Source organism: Nocardioides sp. GCM10023255 (assembly GCF_042653125.1).
Taxonomy (GTDB): Bacteria; Actinomycetota; Actinomycetes; order Propionibacteriales; family Nocardioidaceae; genus Nocardioides.
Genome location: NZ_JBHSHU010000001.1, coordinates 353,999 through 371,553, shown reverse-complemented (window position 1 = coordinate 371,553; position 17,555 = coordinate 353,999). Strand labels below are relative to the sequence as shown.

General features: G+C 72.6%; 12 protein-coding genes. 11 read left to right on the top strand and 1 reads right to left on the bottom strand.

Features of this window, described 5'->3' with window-relative positions:
• Positions 1 to 50 precede the first annotated feature (50 nt).
• Positions 51 to 1,160, top strand: coding sequence for a GNAT family N-acetyltransferase (locus ACFO9I_RS01795; protein WP_379177206.1), 1,110 nt, complete (start codon positions 51 to 53; stop codon positions 1,158 to 1,160).
• 72 nt (positions 1,161 to 1,232) lie between these two features.
• Here ACFO9I_RS01795 and ACFO9I_RS01790 read toward each other — a convergent pair whose 3' ends face one another.
• A complete protein-coding gene (locus ACFO9I_RS01790; protein ID WP_379177204.1) occupies positions 1,233 to 2,252 on the bottom strand; it encodes an ABC transporter ATP-binding protein in 1,020 nt (339 codons plus the stop codon).
• Positions 2,253 to 2,255: 3 nt separating this feature from the next.
• Here ACFO9I_RS01790 and ACFO9I_RS01785 point away from each other — a divergent pair, with 3 nt between their 5' ends.
• The 10 genes from ACFO9I_RS01785 (at position 2,256) to ACFO9I_RS01740 (ending at position 17,506) form a co-directional block, all read left to right on the top strand.
• Positions 2,256 to 2,963 (top strand): ABC transporter permease, encoded by a 708-nt coding sequence (locus ACFO9I_RS01785; RefSeq protein WP_379177202.1) that lies wholly within the window; start codon positions 2,256 to 2,258, stop codon positions 2,961 to 2,963.
• The gene (locus ACFO9I_RS01780) at positions 2,960 to 3,724 is read left to right on the top strand and encodes an ABC transporter permease (RefSeq protein ID WP_379177200.1); all 765 of its coding nucleotides are present in this window, start codon (positions 2,960 to 2,962) and stop codon (positions 3,722 to 3,724) included. The genes ACFO9I_RS01785 and ACFO9I_RS01780 overlap by 4 nt, the downstream gene beginning before the upstream one ends.
• A gap of 68 nt (positions 3,725 to 3,792) precedes the next feature.
• Positions 3,793 to 4,749 (top strand): glycine betaine ABC transporter substrate-binding protein, encoded by a 957-nt coding sequence (locus tag ACFO9I_RS01775; protein WP_379177198.1) that lies wholly within the window; start codon positions 3,793 to 3,795, stop codon positions 4,747 to 4,749.
• Positions 4,750 to 4,779: 30 nt separating this feature from the next.
• Positions 4,780 to 7,743, top strand: a complete 2,964-nt coding sequence (locus tag ACFO9I_RS01770; RefSeq protein WP_379177196.1) for a CDP-glycerol glycerophosphotransferase family protein — start codon at positions 4,780 to 4,782, stop codon at positions 7,741 to 7,743.
• Positions 7,744 to 7,807: 64 nt separating this feature from the next.
• On the top strand, positions 7,808 to 9,640 hold the full coding sequence (locus ACFO9I_RS01765) for a class I SAM-dependent methyltransferase (protein ID WP_379177194.1): 1,833 nt from the start codon (positions 7,808 to 7,810) through the stop codon (positions 9,638 to 9,640).
• 21 nt (positions 9,641 to 9,661) lie between these two features.
• Positions 9,662 to 10,423 (top strand): class I SAM-dependent methyltransferase, encoded by a 762-nt coding sequence (locus ACFO9I_RS01760; RefSeq protein WP_379177192.1) that lies wholly within the window; start codon positions 9,662 to 9,664, stop codon positions 10,421 to 10,423.
• Positions 10,420 to 10,932 (top strand): hypothetical protein, encoded by a 513-nt coding sequence (locus tag ACFO9I_RS01755; protein ID WP_379177190.1) that lies wholly within the window; start codon positions 10,420 to 10,422, stop codon positions 10,930 to 10,932. The genes ACFO9I_RS01760 and ACFO9I_RS01755 overlap by 4 nt, the downstream gene beginning before the upstream one ends.
• 86 nt (positions 10,933 to 11,018) lie before the next feature.
• Positions 11,019 to 12,764, top strand: coding sequence for a glycosyltransferase family 61 protein (locus tag ACFO9I_RS01750; protein ID WP_379177188.1), 1,746 nt, complete (start codon positions 11,019 to 11,021; stop codon positions 12,762 to 12,764).
• A 77-nt stretch (positions 12,765 to 12,841) separates the two neighbouring features.
• Entirely contained in the window at positions 12,842 to 16,396 is a 3,555-nt protein-coding gene (locus tag ACFO9I_RS01745) for a bifunctional glycosyltransferase/CDP-glycerol:glycerophosphate glycerophosphotransferase (RefSeq protein WP_379177186.1), read from the top strand.
• Positions 16,397 to 16,441: 45 nt separating this feature from the next.
• Complete coding sequence (locus ACFO9I_RS01740; protein ID WP_379177184.1) at positions 16,442 to 17,506, top strand: sulfotransferase family protein; 1,065 nt, start codon at positions 16,442 to 16,444, stop codon at positions 17,504 to 17,506.
• Positions 17,507 to 17,555 lie beyond the last annotated feature (49 nt).

Below are 17,555 nucleotides of genomic sequence, written 5' to 3'. Positions count from 1 at the left end.
GCTGTGGGCGGGTCAGCGCATGTGTGGGCACTACGGCACAATCAACTGACGTGATCCCTGAGGACTCCCGTTTCGAGAGCGACCCCGACCTCGTCATCCGATCGGAGCTCGGCGCCGAACCGGGACTGCCGGAGGGCTGGGAGGTCGGGACCCCCGACCCCTCCGACCGCTTCGACGTCGCCCGGCTGACCCACCTGCTGCGCGCGCACGAGCGGCACGGCCGCGGCTGGGCGGCCTCCGGGGTCGACGACGTGCTCGTGGAGGTCTCCGAGCGCGGCCTGCGGATGCGCGAGAACGTCGTGGTCCGCGACGACACCGGCGAGATCCGCGCGTGGGGCAGCGTCCACGACCGCTCGGTCGGCCGGATGCTCTTCGTCCACATCGTCGAGCGGGACCTGCCCGGGGCGATCGCGAAGAAGTGCTCGGACGTCCTCGTCGAGTGGGCCGTCGGCCAGGCCCGGGCCGTCGGTGCGGCCCGCGGGCTGGAGACCCAGCAGATCGACACCGGCGCCTTCGCCGACGACGAGCGCCAGCACACCTGGCTCGCGGACGCCGGCTTCGAGCGGGTCCGGACCTGGTGGCAGATGAGCCGGCCGGTCACTCCCGACGAGGCGTCCCTGACCGGGTCGCCCGACCACTGGGAGAAGGACGGCGTGGTGTTCCGGCTGGTGCGGCGTACCGGCGACGGCATGCCCGACGAGTCCGACCTGCGCGAGGTCCACGACGTCCTCGAGGGCGCCTTCGTCGACCACTTCAACTCCAGCGAGGAGACCTTCGAGGAGTTCCTGTTCCGTCTGCGCGAGGACCCGGGGCACCGTTGGGACCACTGGTGGCTCGCCGAGCTGACCGAGGGGGAGGCCCCGCAGCCGGTGGGAGCCCTGGTCGGCACGGTCAGCGAGAGCTCCTCGGGCCCGGACGGGTCCTACGTCTCCTACCTCGGCGTGCTCGAGGCGGCCCGGGGCCGCGGGGTCGCCAAGGGCCTGCTGCGCACGATCATCGCCGACGCGGCCGCCCGTGGCCGGGACCGCGTCGGCCTCGAGGTGGACGCCGACTCGCCCACCGGCGCCGCCGGCCTCTACACCTCGATGGGCTGGCAGACGAAGTACGTCACCGAGTCCTGGCACCGGGACGTGCCGGTCGACCCCGAACAGGACGGATAGTCCGGCACGTTTCGCCTGCCCGGCAGATCAGAACGTGCCGGACTATCCCTTCAAACGTGCCGGACTATCCCTTCAGTCGGCCAGTGAGGCCCGCAGGGCCCGGTGGATGCCGTTGGGCGTGAGGACCCCGACGAACTGCGCCCCCTGCTTGACCGCCACCATCGGCTTGTCCTCACGCAGCAGCACCGCGAGGGCCTGCTCGAGGGTGGAGTCCACGTCGATGGCGGCGCCGAGGTCCCCGGTGCGTACGCCGTCCAGCGGCTCGAGGTGGGCGGGGTCGATGGGGGTCACCGCGAGCCGGCGCAGCCCGCGCGTCGAGCCCACGAAGTCGGCGACGAAGTCGTCGGCCGGCCGTCCCAGCAGGTCCGCGGGGGTGGCGTACTGCGCGAGCCGGCCGCCCTCGGCGAAGATCGCGACCCGGTCGCCCATCCGCACCGCCTCGTCGATGTCGTGGGTCACCAGCACCACCGTCTTGCCGAGGTCGCGCTGCAGCCGGAGGAACTCGTCCTGCAGGCGCACGCGCACCACGGGGTCGACGGCCCCGAACGGCTCGTCCATGAGCAGCACCGGCGGGTCGGCCGCCAGCGCACGGGCCACGCCGACACGCTGACGCTGGCCGCCGGAGAGCTGGTGCGGGTAGCGGTCGGCGTACGTCGCGGGGTCGAGGCCGACGAGCTCCATCAGCTCGTACGCCCGGTCGCGGGCCCTGGCCTTCGACTCGCCGTACAGCAGCGGCACCGTCATCACGTTCGTGACGATCTTCTGGTGCGGGAACAGGCCGACCTGCTGGATGACGTAGCCGATCCCGCGCCGCAGCTCGACCGGGTCCTGGCGCGTGACGTCACGGCCGTCGATCTCGATGGTGCCGGTGGTGGGCTCGATCAGCCGGTTGATCATCTTCAGCGTCGTCGACTTGCCGCAGCCCGACGGGCCGACCAGGCAGACCAGCTCGCCGGCGGCGATCTCCAGGTCGAGCGCGCGGACCGCCTCGGTCCCGTCGTCATAGGTCTTGCCGACCCCGGTGAGCCGGATCATCGGCTCGGTCGCGGGCCGGTCGGAGGCCCTGGCTGCGGGGGAGCCGGTAACGTCCATGCGGTGACCCTACTCGCGGCGGCGGCACCGGCCGTGGAGCCGAGCTGCTACAGCCGGCTGACGAACGAGTGGTTCTGCGTGCAGTACGTCCAGGACCGGCAGAGCGAGATCGTCGACGCGACCACCCAGCACCTGGCGATCACCGTCGCCTCGGTGCTGCTCGGGGTCGTGATCGCGTTCCCGATGGCGCTGGTGGCGCGACGCGTGCCGCGTCTCGAGGCGACGATCCTCGGTGTCAGCACGGGCATCTACACGATCCCGTCGCTGGCGCTCTTCCCGCTGCTGGTGCCGTTCACCGGGCTGACGCCCACGACCGTGGTGATCGGGCTGGCGCTCTACGCGCTGACCGTGCTGGTGCGCAGCATGCTCGAGGGGCTGCGCTCGGTGCCCGAGGACGTCCGGGAGTCCGCGACCGGTCTCGGCTACGGCCCCACCCGGCTGCTGTTCCGGGTCGAGCTGCCGCTCGCGCTGCCCGTGATCATGGCCGGGCTCCGGGTCGCCACGGTCTCGACGGTCGCGCTGACCACCGTCGGCTCGCTCGTGGCGTACGGCGGCCTCGGCAACCTGATCAAGGACGGCGTGTCCACCAACTTCCGGGCCGAGCTCTTCACCGCCTCGGTGCTGTGCGTGGTGCTCGCGGTGCTCCTCGACGTGGTGCTGGTCGTGGCGCAGCGCCTGATGACCCCGTGGACGAGGGGAGTGACCGCGTGAACGTCTTCGCCGACACCTGGACCTACCTCACCGACCCGGCCAACTGGCAGGGCGAGGGCGGGATGCTCCAGCTCCTGCTCCAGCAGCTGCTGCTCAGCGTCACGGCGCTCGCCGCCGCGGTGGTGGTCGGGCTGCCGATCGCGATGTGGCTGGGCCACCTCGGCAAGGGCGGCTTCCTGGCGATCAACATCTCCAACATCGGGCGTGCGGTCCCGACGTTCGCCCTGCTGGCCATCCTGGTCACCGCCGACCACCCGGGTGTCGCCACCTTCGGCCCCTACGGCCGGGCGGGGCTGGCCACCCTGATCGCGCTCACCCTCTTCGCGCTGCCGCCGATCATCACCAACGCCTACGTCGCCGTCCGCGAGGTGCCAGGCGACGTCCGGCAGGCCGCCGACGGGATGGGGATGACCGGCCTGCAGAAGTTCCGCCGGGTCGAGCTGCCGCTCTCCCTGCCGCTGGTGATGTCGGGCGTCCGCCTGGCGCTCGTGCAGGTCTGGGCCACCGCGACCATCGCGGCGCTGGTCGCCGGGCCCGGCCTCGGGCGCATCATCACCGACGGCTTCTACCGCTCGAACTACCCCAAGGGCATCGCCGGGGCGGTCGTCGTCGCCCTCGTCGCGCTGCTCCTGGAGCTCGGCGCGGCGGCCGCGCAGCGGGCCCTGGACCCCACGCCACCGCGATCGTCACCGAAACGTGAGCGGGCGATGTCGGACCCGGCCCGTAGGGTGGCCGAAGCGGCCGAACCTGTCGGCAGCTGAGAGCGGGTCCGCCCGCTCGCATCCGGACACGCGCGGCGGGGGCCGCGGGACACAGAAGGTTGGACGCCATGCAGGTACGACGCTCTCTCGCCGCGGTCCTCTCCGTCGGCTCGCTCTTCCTCGCCACCGCGTGCGCCGGTGACGACCTCGCCAACGACAAGGCGAGCGACGGCAGCTCCTCGCCGTCCGCCGCCACCGGCAGCGGCACGGTCCACATCTCGGGGCAGAACTTCCCCGAGGCGGCCCTGGTCGCGGCGATGTACGACGAGCTGCTCACCGACGCCGGTTACACCACCGACGTCAAGCTGGTCGACACCCGCGACGTCTACATGCAGCAGTTCCCGGGCGACGTCGACGTCGTCCCGGAGTACGTCGGCGGCATCCTCGACTTCCTCAACACCACGCAGAACGGCGCCGACGCCAAGCCGATCACGACCTCCGACGCCCAGCAGTCGATCGAGGCCGGCAAGGACCTGCTCGACAAGCAGGGCATCACGCTGCTCGACCCGTCCGCCGCGACCGACACGAACGCCTTCTTCGTCACCCAGGACTACGCCGACTCCGAGAGCGTGAGCACGCTCTCCGACCTCAAGGGCAAGAGCGTCGTGCTGGCCGCCGCGCCCGACTGCGAGGGGCGCCCCGACTGCGAGGGCGGCCTCTCCGACGACTACGGGATCGACGTGACCAAGGTGCTGCCGCTGGGCTACGCCAGCGACCAGACCTACAAGTCCGTCCTCGACGGCGAGTCCCAGCTCGGCGAGACCAGCACCACCGACGGCACGCTCGAGTCCCAGGGCCTGCTGCTCCTCGAGGACGACAAGGGGATCCAGCCGGCGCAGAACCTCGTTCCCGCCGTGAGCTCGGACTTCCTCGACGAGCACCCGGACGTGGCCGACACCCTCAACAAGCTGATGGCGGCGCTCACGACCGAGAAGCTCACCGAGCTCAACGGCCAGGTCGCGGTCGACCGGGCCAAGCCCGAGGACGTCGCCCACGACTTCCTCACCGAGGCCGGCCTCGTCTGACGCCGTCCTGACCCCGTTACCCTGAGCCGCATGGCCGGCAGCTCGTTCACCCGACGGGCTGCCGGCGCCGCAGCCTCCGCGCTGCCGGAGGGTGTGCGCGCCTCGCTGCGACGACGCCTCCGCCGCGGCGCCGACCCCGCGGGCCCGGTCTCGGTGGTGGTCGTCGTCGAGGCAGTCGACCGCCCCCGGCTGGGCGCCTGCCTCGAGTCGGCGCTGGCCCACCCCCGGGCCGAGGTCCTGCTCTGCCCGGTCGGCGAGCTCGACGTGCTCGACGTGCCGAGCCACGACCGGCTGCGTCGGCTGCCGCCGCAGCCGACCTGGCAGGAGGCTGCCGACGTCGGGGCACGGGCTGCCACGGCCGGTCACCTGGCCTTCGTGCGCGGGTGCGACCGGCTCCCGGCCGAGGCGCTGCTGCGGGCCTCCTCCGCGCTCGCCGCGTCCGGATCGGTGCTGGTCACCGGCCGGCTCGAGCAGACCGGGGAGCCCGAGCCGTGGCTGGCGCGGGCCCAGCAGTCCGCCCACGAGACGCCGATGCGGGGCGCCGACCCCGCCGTGCTCCCCGCGCTGGCGGGCGACCTGGCCGTCGGCAACAAGGTCGTGGACCGCGCGGCGTGGCTCGCGGCGGGCGGCTTCGGACCCGATGACGACTGGCTGCTCTCGCCCGCGGTGGCCCGGCTCCTCGCCGCGGCCACCCGCGTCGACGTGCTGACGGAGCCGGCATACACCTTCGCCCACGACCACGGCACCCGCGCCTACGGAGCGACGCCCAGTGCCCTGCCCGGGCTCTCGGCCTGGCACGCCCGGGCCCGCGCGGTCGACGCGGCGCTGGCCGGGTCCGCGCTGGCTGACGGCTGGCGTCGCCACCTGGCCGACGTCGAGGTGCCCCGGCTGCTGGCCGACGCCGAGCGGGCCGACGCGGGCCAGTGGGCCGAGCTGCGTGAGCTCGCCGGCGAGCACGACCCGGCCGGGTCGGGGGTGCGGGCGTCCGCACGCGCCCAGATCCGGCTCGCCGTGCTGGACCGTCGGGCCGAGCTGGAGGCCTTCAACGCCGACCTGGCGGGCCTCGGTGAGGAGGTGCCGACCCGTGTCGAGGGGGCCGATGTCCTCGCCTGCTGGCCGACGCCGGGGCTGGACCTGCCCCACGACGTGCTCAGGCTGTCCGGGGTGGAGACCCCGCTGCGCAGCCACGTCCAGCGGGTGCGGGCCACGACCGACGGCTGCGTGGTCGACGTCCTGGTCGCGATCCGGCACGTCGACCTCCACCCGGACAGCACCCGGGTCGAGGCTCGCACCGCCGACGGGACCGCCCTGTCGGTGGCGCCGCTGCCACCGGCCGAGGCCACCCGCTGGGCGGCCAGCCGGTTCCAGGCCGCGCTGGCGGTGCGCCTCACCCTCCCGTCGGAATCGGGGCGCGTGGAGCTCTCGGTCGCCGCCGGGGGAGTCACGCGCAGCGGGCCGCTGGCACTGCCCCCGGCCCCGCCCGCTCCCCGCGGCGTCGTCACGGTCGACGACGTGCGCCTCGACGGCACGGTCCTGGTGGTGACCGGGTCCGGCGACCTGCGCCGGCTCCGCCTGCTGGACCCCGACGAACGGCCGGTCGAGGTCGCCTGGGACCTCTCGACCCCCGGCGCCGCCCGCGCCGAGCTGCGGGTCGAGTCCTTCGGGCTGCCGACCTGGCTGCCCTCGGGGCCGCACCGCCTCGTCACCGACGACGGCAACGTCGCGGTGGGCGAGGACCTGCGCGCGCGGCTGCCCCTGGAGCTGCTCGGCGAGCGGCACCGGCTGCGCCCCCACCTCGGGGCCCGCGGCGGCCTGGTGCTCGGCGTCAACGCCCCGCTGGCCGAGGACGAGCTCGGTCCCCACGCGCAGGAGCGGCTGCGGACGGCGTACTCCCGAGACACCCGCCCGGTCGATCCCGAGCTCTTCTACTTCGAGAGCTACGCCGGCAAGTCGGCCACCGACAGCCCGCGCGCGATCTTCGAGGAGCTGCGCCGGCGACGCCCCGGGGTGCGCGCCTTCTGGGGGGTCGCCGACCACGGGCAGCACGTCCCCGAGGGCGCGACGCCGCTGCTGCTGCGCAGCACGGCATGGTACGACGTGCTGGCGCGCGCCGGCTGCCTCGTGCTCAACACCGACGTCGAGGTCTGGTTCCGGCGGCGACCGGGGCAGTTCCTGCTCCAGACGTTCCACGGCTACCCGTCCAAGGCGATGGGGATGAGCCAGTGGCGCGCCAAGGACTATCCGCCGTCCCGGATCCGCGAGTTCCGGGCCCGCGGCGTCGACACGTGGAGCGCCATCCTCACGCCCACCCCGGAGATGACCCGGCACTACCGCGAGCAGTACGACTACGACGGGCCCGCCTGCGAGCAGGGCTACCCGCGCGACGACGACCTGGTCGGCCCGGGAGCCGCCGAGCGGCGGGCGGCCACCCGGCGCCTGCTGGGCATCCGGGACGACCAGGTGGCGGTCCTCTACGCCCCGACCTGGCGCGACCACCTCGCCGTGCGTCCGCGCGCCGCCGTGATGACCGACTTCCTCGACGTGGCCCGGGCCGCGGAGGCGCTGGGCGACGACCACGTCCTGCTGCTGCGCGGGCACCGGTTCCACACCCCGCGGGTCGCCGGGAGCCGCGTCGTCGACGTGACCCGGCACCCCGAGGTCAACGACCTCATCCTCGCCTCCGACGCCGCGGTCCTGGACTACTCCTCGCTGCGCTTCGACTACGCCCTGACCGGCAACCCGATGGTCTTCCTGGTCCCCGACCTCGAGGAGTACGACTCCGGCAGCCGCAGCTTCCTGTTCCCGTTCGCCGGCACCGCCCCGGGGCCGCACGTGCACGACACCGACGAGGTCGTGGCGCAGCTGCGGGACCTCGCCGGGCTGCGGGACCGGTACGCCCACCGCGTGGCCGCGTTCAACGCCGAGTACAACCCGTGGCAGGACGGTCGGGCGGCCGCGCGGGTCGTCGACTTCCTCGAGGCATCTGGCCGCTGACCCACCGGGCTGATGACCTAGGGTGTTCCTCCATGCGGACCCTCGGACCAGGTCGGATGTGCTGATGTCACCTCACGCGTCGCGCCTCGCGTCGCTGCTCACCCGGCGACTCTCCACCACCGCGCACGAGGAGCCGAAGCCGGCGCCGCGGCCCCCGGCCCCGGCCCCGGTCGTGGGCATCGTCGAGGAGTTCTCCCGTCGCCTGATCGTCGGCTGGGTCTCCGTGCCCGCCGACTCGCCCCCGACCCGGGTCGACCTGTTCGTCGGCAAGCTCAAGCTGGCGTCGACCTACGCGACCCCGGGATCCTCGATGTCGGGCATCACGAGCGTCCTGCGCCGGGAGCCGGCCGACGGCGAGGAGCAGGGTCCGGGAGCCGCCGACCACGCCGCGGCGCCGCGTGACCCGGGCCTCGTCCACGAGTGGCAGGTGCCCGGCATCCCGCGCCCGGCCGACGACCGCCGCAACTCCCTGCAGCAGATCCGCACCTTCTCCTTCCGGATCCGCGGCATCTGGCCGTTCGTCAAGAAGTCGACCCGCATCACGGTCCGGGTGAACGGCCGGCCGCTGCCCATCCACGGGCACGGCACCTACCTGCTCCCGCCCAAGTCCGGACGGCGGTCGGTGGCCGAGCTCGGCGAGCTGCTGGAGCAGGGGCACGTGCTCACCCAGAAGGGCCAGGTCGAGCTCTCCAAGCAGCTCGACGAGAAGTGGCAGGCGGAGGTCATCGGCCTCTACGACCGGACCAGCGAGGTGCTGCGCGAACGCTTCGGGTACGACGCCTTCCTCGTCTACGGCACCCTCCTCGGCGTGGTGCGCGAGGGCGGCTACATCGGGCACGACGTGGACTTCGACGCGGCCTTCCTCTCGCAGCAGCACACCGGTCCGGACGTCGCGGCCGAGGCGGTCGAGGTCGCGCTCGCCCTCGTCGAGGCCGGCCTCGACGTGGACGCGCACCCGACGGCCCTGCACATCTTCGACCCGGAGCGGCCCGACACCCGGATCGACCTCTTCCACGTCTACTTCGACGAGTCGGGTCGGCTGAGGTTCCCCTTCGGGATCGCCGGCACCTCCGTGGTCACCGAGGACGACTGGCAGGGCACCCGGCACGTGGAGTTCCGAGGCGGCCGGGGACTGGTGCCGGTCAACGCCGAGCAGTTCGTGGAGCACCTGTACGGCCCCGACTGGCGCAACCCCAAGCCCGGCTTCAACTGGAACCTCGACCGGACCGACTCCGCGCCCGAGGGATGCCTCGACGAGGCTGCCCTGACGAAGGTCTACTGGGCGAACTTCTACTCGCGCACCGGCTATGACACCGGCTCGACCTTCTTCGAGTTCGTGCAGAAGCTCGAGGAGACCCCCGACACCATCATCGACATCGGCTGCGGCGACGGCCGCGACTCGCGCGCCTTCGCCGCGGCCGGCCGCACCGTCCTCGGCCTGGACCAGTCCCAGGTCGGCATCGCGCACGCCAGCAGCCGGACTGCCGAGGGCGGCGTCAGCGGCTCGGCGCGCTTCCGCGTCTGTGACGTCTCGGACACCGACGACCTCGGCCGGGCGCTGGACGAGGGCGAGAGCGGGGCGAACGGGCCCAAGCTGTTCTACATGCGGTTCTTCCTGCACGCGATCCCCGAGTCCGTCCAGGTCGGCCTGCTCGACGCGATCGGCTCCCACGCCCGCCCGGGTGACCAGCTGGCCGCGGAGTTCCGCACCGACAAGGACGAGCAGAACCTCAAGGTGCATCTCAAGCACTACCGGCGGTTCCAGAACGCCGACGCGTTCGTCGACGACCTGGAGGCACGGGGCTGGATCATCGTCCACCGCGAGGAGGGCACCGGGCTCTCGCCGTACCGTGACGAGGACCCGGTCCTGTGCCGGGTGATCGCGCGCCGTCCCTGACGTCGTGGTGACGAGACAGCTGTGAGACGGCATGAGCTGCTGGCGGGCCTGCACGAGGTGCTGCGCCCGCGGAACTACTTCGAGATCGGCGTCCGCAACGGCCTGAGCCTGGCGCTGTCGCGCAGCCGCAGCGTCGCGGTCGACCCGTTCTACAGCCTCACCAAGGAGATCCGTTGCGACGTCCACCTGGTGCGGACGACCAGCGACGAGTTCTTCGCGCGCAAGCACCCCTTCGCGCACTTCGACGTCCCCGAGGTCGACCTGGCCTTCATCGACGGCATGCACCTCTCGGAGTTCGCGCTCCGGGACTTCATCAACACCGAGCGGTACTGCCACCCGGGCAGCGTCGTGGTGCTCGACGACATCCTGCCCCGCACGGTCATCGAGGCCGGCCGGCGCCGCGTGGGCCCCGCCGAGCACGGCGCCTGGACCGGCGACGTCTTCAAGGTGATCGAGTCGCTGCGCACGCTTCGCCCGGACCTGGTGGTCCTGGAGGTCGACACCCAGCCGACCGGCACGCTGGTGATCCTCAACCCCGATCCACGCAGCCGCGTGCTCGCCGGTGCGTACGACGACCTGGTGGCCGACTACGTCCAGCCTGATCCGCAGGTCGTGCCCGCGTCGATCCTGGACCGCCGCGGTGCGATCAGCGGCGAGGAGCTGCTCACGGCGCCGTCGTGGTCGGAGATCCGGGCCCTGCGCGGGATGCCCGCGACCGAGGCCGCGGGGCTCGCCCGAGCGGCGTACGAACGAGCCGGCCTGGTGGCCGGGGTGGTCGCGTGAGCCGGCTCGAGCGCGTCGACGTCGCCGCCAGCTACGCCCGGCGCGACGACGAGGGCGTGCACCTCGTGCTGCTGCTGCCCGACCTCGAGACCGGGTCCGGCCCCGTCGTGGTCCGGTTGCGGGACGGGGAGCGGACCGTCCGGCGACCGGCCGTGGTCAGCACGGACGCGGACGGAGTGCGGCTCGAGCTGGTGCTGCCCGCGGCGAAGCTCGGTCGGGGCGTGTGGCGGCTCGCCGTCCGCACCGCGCCGGACGCGCCGTTCACGCGCATCGAGGCCCGCCTGCTGACCGGCCGGAAGCAGCCGGTCGCGTTGCTGCCCGGCCCGACGCCCGCCACCCGGATGCCGGCCCCTGAGCCCGCTCCGAAGCACACCGGGCGTCCCGCGGCCGCCCGCCGGTCCCGGTCGGTGCCGGTGCGTCGGGGCCGACGGCTCGTCACCCGGCTCGGCCGGGCCGCCACCTCGCTGGCCGGGCCTCGTGACCGGTCCCACGACGAGGAGCGCCCGTGACACGCAGTGGTCGTCTGTTCGGAGGGCCGGGCGGCCGGCGGGACGACGAGGCCGCCGCCGGCTCCCCGGGTCCGCAGGAGCCCGTCGTGACGGACGGTCCCCAGCGTCGTCCGCGCAAGAAGGGACGGCGACGGGACCGGGACGGAGGCGCCCTCGCCGGGCTCGAGTCCCTGGTGCCCGACGGCCGCGACCGACGGGTGCTCCTCGTCGCCGACGCCGCCCAGCGTCGCGAGCTGGTGCCCTGGCTCGAGAGGTTCTCGAAGGACCGGGTCTGCGTCGTCTCCGCCGACGAGGCGCCGGAGTGGGACCTCGCCGGGCGACAGGTCGAGCACCGCGCCTGCGCCGACCTCGCCACCGTGGTCAAGCACGTCCGGATGCTCGATGCGCCCCACATCGTCGTCTCCGTGCTGCCGAGCGACCTGCTGCCGACCGGAGCCGAGGACCAGCTCGACCTGTTCGCGGCCCTCTTCCGCTTCGTGCGCCGGGACGGCGCCTACATCCTCGACCGGCTCGCCACCGGTCCGCGGCTCGAGGGGCTGCCTGAGTGGCTCCACCTCCTCGCCGCGGCCGAGGACCGGTCGCTGCGCGACTCGCTGGGTCCGCGGCAGACCGAGCTCGCCTCGGCCGTCGGGACGTTCGCCGTCTCCCGCGACGCGGTCGTCGTGACCAAGCGTGTGGAGCACCTCGTCAAGCTCCGGGACGCGGAGCTGAACCGGATCCTGCCGGCTCGTGAGCCGGACCTGACGCTCGCCGAGCTCGACAAGCGGCCCGGCGGCGAGCTCACCTCGCGTGCCCGGGTGACGTCGCACACCGCGCTGGTCGACATCTCGATGCCGTCGGTGATCGCCTACCCCGAGCTCACCACCCGCCACTACTCCGGACAGGTCGCGCTCGGCGGGGCGAGCCTGATGTACGCCGGGCACACCGTGCTGCCCGACTCGTTCCGGTGGCACCTCACCGACAACCCGTCCAACCCGAACCTGCGGTCCGAGTCACGCCGGTTCGCCCGGGTGCCGAGTGCGAGCCGGCCGAGGCGGACGCTGACGGGCGACTACTACCAGCTCGAGAGCACCTATCCCCACCACTTCGGGCACCTGATGACCGAGGTCGTGTCCAGGCTGTGGGGCTGGGAGGCAGCCAAGCGGGAGATCCCCGACCTCAAGGCGATCTTCCAGCTCAAGACGAAGAGCCGACGCGACCCCCGCCTGGAGCGGACCCTGTTCACGGCCTACGGGATCAGCGAGGCCGACCTGGTCTGGGTCAACGAGCCCGTCTTCGTCGAGTCCGTCGTCGCGGCGACACCGATGTGGCACAACGCCCCGCCCCACTACGTCCACCCCGACATCGTCGAGACCTGGGACCGGCTGGCCGCAGGTCTCGTGCGGGACGCCGGGCGCGGCCCCCACGAGCGGATCTTCGTGTCCCGAGGTGCCGGGGCCAAGCACCGGGAGTGCAGGAACGCCGTCGAGGTGGAGGAGTTCTTCCGGGCCCGCGGGTTCGAGATCGTCTACCCCGAGCTCCTCTCGCTCCCGGAACAGGTCGTCCTCTTCCGGGACGCCCGGGTCGTGGCCGGGTTCGGTGGATCCGCGATGTTCAACCTGATGTTCGCCAAGTCGGTCGAGACCGTGGTCCTGCTCAGCCACGAGGCCTACACCGCCCGCAACGAGCACCTCTACACCTCGCTCACGGGGGGCGACGTGCACTACTTCTGGTCGCGTCCGGACGTGGAGCACCCGGAGGGCGGCTGGAGCCAGGAGGCGTTCACCGCCGCCTGGGAGTTCGACTTCGGACGCAACGGGGACGAGCTCGCGCAGGTGCTCGCGCAGGCGTGACGGACGGGCTCGCGGATCGACGGCCGCCCTCGGGTGCACCTGTGGTCGAACACGGTCGGGATGACATGATTCGGCGCATGTCCAAGATCTCCGCCGTCCGTCGGACCGCCGGTCACCAGGCCGGCCGGATCGGTCGTCGGGTGGTGCAGACCCGGGTGGGCCGGCGGCTGCGACGGCCCGCGATCAGCGTCGTCGTGCCGTTCTACAACGTCGAGGAGTACCTCGCCGAGTGCCTGGACTCGATCCAGCGCCAGACGTTCGTCGACTACGAGGTCGTGCTCGTCGACGACGGCTCGCCGGACGGGTCCCGTGCCATCGCGGAGCGGTACGCCGCCCGCGACCCGCGGCTGCGCGTGGTCACCCGCGAGAACGGTGGGCTGGGTGCCGCCCGGAACACCGGCATCCGCGAGGCCCGGGGCCGCTACCTCACGTTCGTCGACTCCGACGACCTGCTGCCGCCGCACGCCCTGGCGGTGCTGATCTCCAGCGCGAAGCGGACCGGCTCCGACATCGTGGTGGGATCCGTGGAGCGCTTCGACGGACGCAGCACGTGGTCCCCGGCGTGGGTCTCCGACGTCCACCAGGTCCCTCGCGAACGGGTCCGCATCGAGGAGTTCCTGCCGCTGCTGCGCAACCTCTACACCTGGAACAAGCTGTTCCGGCGCGACTTCTGGGACGCCCAGGGCCTGTGGTTCCGCGAGGGCGTGGCCTACGAGGACCAGCCGATCATCACCCAGCTCTTCGCCCGAGCGGGTGCGATCGACGTGCTCACGCAGATCGTCTACCGCTACCGCGCGCGCGACGACAAGAGCTCCATCAGCCAGCAGACCGCCACCGTCAAGGACCTCCGCGACCGGATCGCGGCCTGGGAGGTCAGCCGCGAGGCCTTCCGCACCGAGCTCTCGGCGACCGTCTACGACGGCTGGCTGCAGACGCTGCTCGACGCGCACTTCCAGTGGTACCTCACCAGCCCCGGCACCGTCGACGACGACTACTGGAACGAGCTGGTCGCCGCCGTCCGGTCCCTCACCGACGGCGTACCGTCGTGGGTCTGGGACGACGTCACCCCCCACGCCCGGGTGCTGGTCCGGCTGGCGCAGCTGGACCGACGTGAGGACGCGCAGGAGTTCGTCCGGCGCGGTGGCACCAAGTCCGACGAGTGGCCCTCCGTCGTCCGCGAGGACGGGGTCCTGCTCGAGCTGCCGCTGTACGGCGACCCCGAGCTCGACGACTCGCTGTTCGTGATCCGGCCCCACCGGCTGCGGATCGCGCACGCCGTCGAGAACCTCCACTGGATCGACCAGCCGGACGGTGGGCGGACCTGCTGGATCTCGGGGTGGGCCTACCTGCGCAAGCTCGACCTGAGCAAGTACGACTCCGAGATCACCGTCCAGCTGCGCAACGAGGACACCGGTGAGATCCGCTCCTTCCCGTCCACCAGCCAGCCGCCGGCGAGCTACGCCCCGCCGCGCGACGACCTGTGGTGCGACTACTCGCCCGGCCGGTTCGGCGTGGAGATCCCGCTGGACGACCTCGACGCCGGGGACGAGGCCGCGGTGTGGGCGGTCTGGCTGCGCGTCACGACCGCCGGGTTCACCGTCGAGAGACCGGTGACCCGCCTGGTCCGCAGCGGGTCGGCGGGTGCCGTCCCGGCCGCACCGTTGGGCGGCGGCGACCGGCTGATCGCCGACTGGCAGTACCGGCAGCCCCTCCGGCTGCGCATCGACCGGGGCAACGTGACGGCCTCCGACGTCGCACTCTCGGGTCGGGTCGTCACCGGCACCCTCGCCGCTGCCGACGCCGCGCGCGTCGCGCGCCTGGCCGTGGAGGGTGCCGACAGTGTCGCCGAGGCCACCTGGAGCCCGACCGGCGGCGGGCGCGCCTTCCGGCTCGAGCTGCCTGGCTCCGCGGCACCCGAGGTGGGCGCCTCCACCACGTGGCAGCTGGCGGCCTGGACGAAGGACGGACGCCGGGTCGAGGTCCTGCCGACCGCGGACACCCGTGTCGAGGCCGCCACCGGGAGCCTCGTCCTCGGCACCAACCGCAACGGCGGCCTCGTGGTCCGCGAGTGGAGCCGGGGCGCCACGGCGGACCGCATCACCGTGTCGGCCGACGGCCGCCTGACGGTGGCCGGACGCGTCTTCGGTCCGGGGAGCCCCCGGGTGGGCGTCGCCACCAGGAACAAGCGCACCCGCGTCTTCGGTGAGCAGACGCCGACCGTCGACGGACGGTTCGAGGCGAGCGTCGTGCTCGCGCACGAGCTGTACCGCTTCGGGCAGCGGCCGTTGCCCACGGGCGACCACGACCTGTCGCTCGTGGTCAGCGACGGGGACGCGGAGCCCGTCGAGGTGCCCCTGCTGGTCTCCGCCGAGCTCGGCTCCGCTCTGCCGCTGCCCGTCCGCGCCGACGCCCTCGAGGGTCGCATCGTGCGCGGGCCCGAGACGGTCGTCCGGGTCACCCTCCAGCGCCCCCTCGGCACCGGCCGTGGTCGGTACGCGCAGAACCTCCTGCGCACGCAGGGCCCCACCCGCAGCGGGCTGACCCGTGGGGTGCTGATGCGGTCCTACTTCGGCGAGCAGGCCACCGACAACGGCATCTCGATCCAGAAGGAGCTGGCCCGCCGCGGCAGCGACCTGCCGGTCTACTGGGCGGTCCAGGACAAGTCGATCCCCGTGCCCGACGGCGGCATCCCGGTCGTGGTCAACAGCCCCGAGTGGTACGACCTCATCTTCTCGGTGAAGTACTACGTCGACAACATGTACCAGCCGGAGTACCACCGCAAGGCCGACGGCCAGGTGCTGGTGCAGACCTTCCACGGCTACCCGTTCAAGATGATGGGCCACCCGCACTGGCGCAACCTGCAGTTCTCCCAGGCCCGCATCGACGCCTACGACGCCCGTGCGCGCGACTGGGACTACCTGGTCTCCCCGGCCCGCTACGCCACCCCCCTGCTGGTGCGGGACTTCAACTACCAGGGCGAGGTCCTCGAGATCGGCTACCCCCGCAACGACGTGCTGAGCTCGCCGGAGGCGGACGACATCCGCCGGCAGACCCGCGAGTCGCTGGGGATCGAGGAGGGCCAGAAGGCCGTGCTCTACGCCCCGACCTTCCGTGACTACCTCGCCTCCAACGACACCAAGGCCGTGATGGCGGACTTCTTCGACTTCGAGGCCGCCGCCCGGCGCCTCGGGGACGAGTACGTCCTGCTGGTCCGGGGCCACGCGTTCAACGCGCGCTCCAGCCAGCGCGTGGGCAGCCGTCGTGGCTGCATCGACGTCACCGACTACCCGGAGGTCTCCGACCTCTACCTCGCCGCCGACGCGGGGATCGTCGACTACTCCTCGCTCCGGTTCGACTTCGGGGTTACGGGCAAGCCGATGATCTTCCACGTGCCCGACCTGCAGCGCTACAAGGACACCCGCGGCTGGCTCTTCGACTTCGAGCCCACCGCGCCCGGCCCCCTGGTCGACACCACCGACGAGGTGGTCGACCGGCTGCTCGACCTCGACGGGGTTCGCGAGGAGTACGCCGCGGCGTACACCCGCTTCCGCGACGACTACCTCGACCTCGAGGACGGTCGTGCGGGCGAGCGGTTCGTGGACGCGGTCTTCGTGCCCCGGGGCGACGCGTGACAGTCTCTGGCGACACCCGAGCGAAACCCAGGAGAAAGTGACCCCGTGAACACCCTCGTGCTCATCACCGGGACCGGACGCAGTGGCACCAGCACGATGTCAGGCACCCTGCACCACCTCGGCCTGTACGTCCCGGGTCCCTACCTCGGCGCCAACGAGTCCAACCCCAAGGGGTTCTTCGAGTCGCGCTGGTCGGTGCGCTTCCACAAGCGGGTGACGCAGAAGGCCCACGTCCACGAGTTCGACGGACGTCCCGAGGCGTTCGACCGGGTGCAGTCGGTGCTGTCGGACGAGGACCGCGAGGCGGTCGTCCGCTTCCTCCGCAAGCACGCGGAGGGGCACGAGCAGATCGTGGTCAAGGACCCGCGCACCGTCTGGACGCAGGCCCTGTGGCGTGAGGCGGCCGCCGAGGTGGGGCTGGAGACCCGCTACATCTCGATGCTGCGGCACCCGGCCGAGGTCGTGGGCAGCCGGGCCACCTACTACGCGAGCTCCACTGACCAGGAGAAGCGACGCCGCTACGAGATCTTCAACGTGGCCCGCTGGATCAACAACTCGCTGATCAGCGAGCGGGAGACACGAGGCCAGTCGCGCGCCTTCGTCGCCTACACCGACCTGCTGGACGACTGGCGACCGGTGCTGGTGCGCCTCTCGGCCGAGCTCGGCCTGGCCTACGACGCCGACCTGACCGACGGGTCACCCTCGCCGGTGGACGACTTCATCGAACCCGGTCTGCGGCGGCACCAGGTCACGTGGCAGGACCTCGAGATCCCGGCGGACCTGCAGGACCTCGCGCAGCGCATCTGGGACGACCTCGTGGTGCTGGGCCGCTCGGGCGGCCACGACGAGGCGGCCTCGGCCGACCTCGACGAGCTGTCCTGCCGCTACCAGCGGTTGCTCAGCGAGGCGGCCGCGATCAGCCACGACTCGATCGGCGAGGCGGTGGACCAGGCTCGTCGTGCGGGAGCGGAGGAGGAGCGGTCCCGCCTGGGGACATCGGGCGCCACCGCCCCGGCCCGGGACTCGCGTCGCATCGTCGAGGAGACCGGAGGACGGGAGCTGCTGCGCGAGGTGGGCGCGCGCGTGCGCCGCCGCGTACGCCGCGGCTGAGCTCCCCGCAAACCGCCCGTCCGGCCGCCGGGAATCGGGTTGGCGGGCT

What these genes read in the sequence shown, in the direction of transcription:
- ACFO9I_RS01790 (WP_379177204.1), bottom strand. Translation starts at nt 2,252, where the DNA reads ATGGACGTTACCGGCTCCCCCGCAGCCAGGGCCTCCGACCGGCCCGCG.
- ACFO9I_RS01775 (WP_379177198.1), top strand. Translation starts at nt 3,793, where the DNA reads ATGCAGGTACGACGCTCTCTCGCCGCGGTCCTCTCCGTCGGCTCGCTC.
- ACFO9I_RS01770 (WP_379177196.1), top strand. Translation starts at nt 4,780, where the DNA reads ATGGCCGGCAGCTCGTTCACCCGACGGGCTGCCGGCGCCGCAGCCTCC.
- ACFO9I_RS01765 (WP_379177194.1), top strand. Translation starts at nt 7,808, where the DNA reads ATGTCACCTCACGCGTCGCGCCTCGCGTCGCTGCTCACCCGGCGACTC.
- ACFO9I_RS01745 (WP_379177186.1), top strand. Translation starts at nt 12,842, where the DNA reads ATGTCCAAGATCTCCGCCGTCCGTCGGACCGCCGGTCACCAGGCCGGC.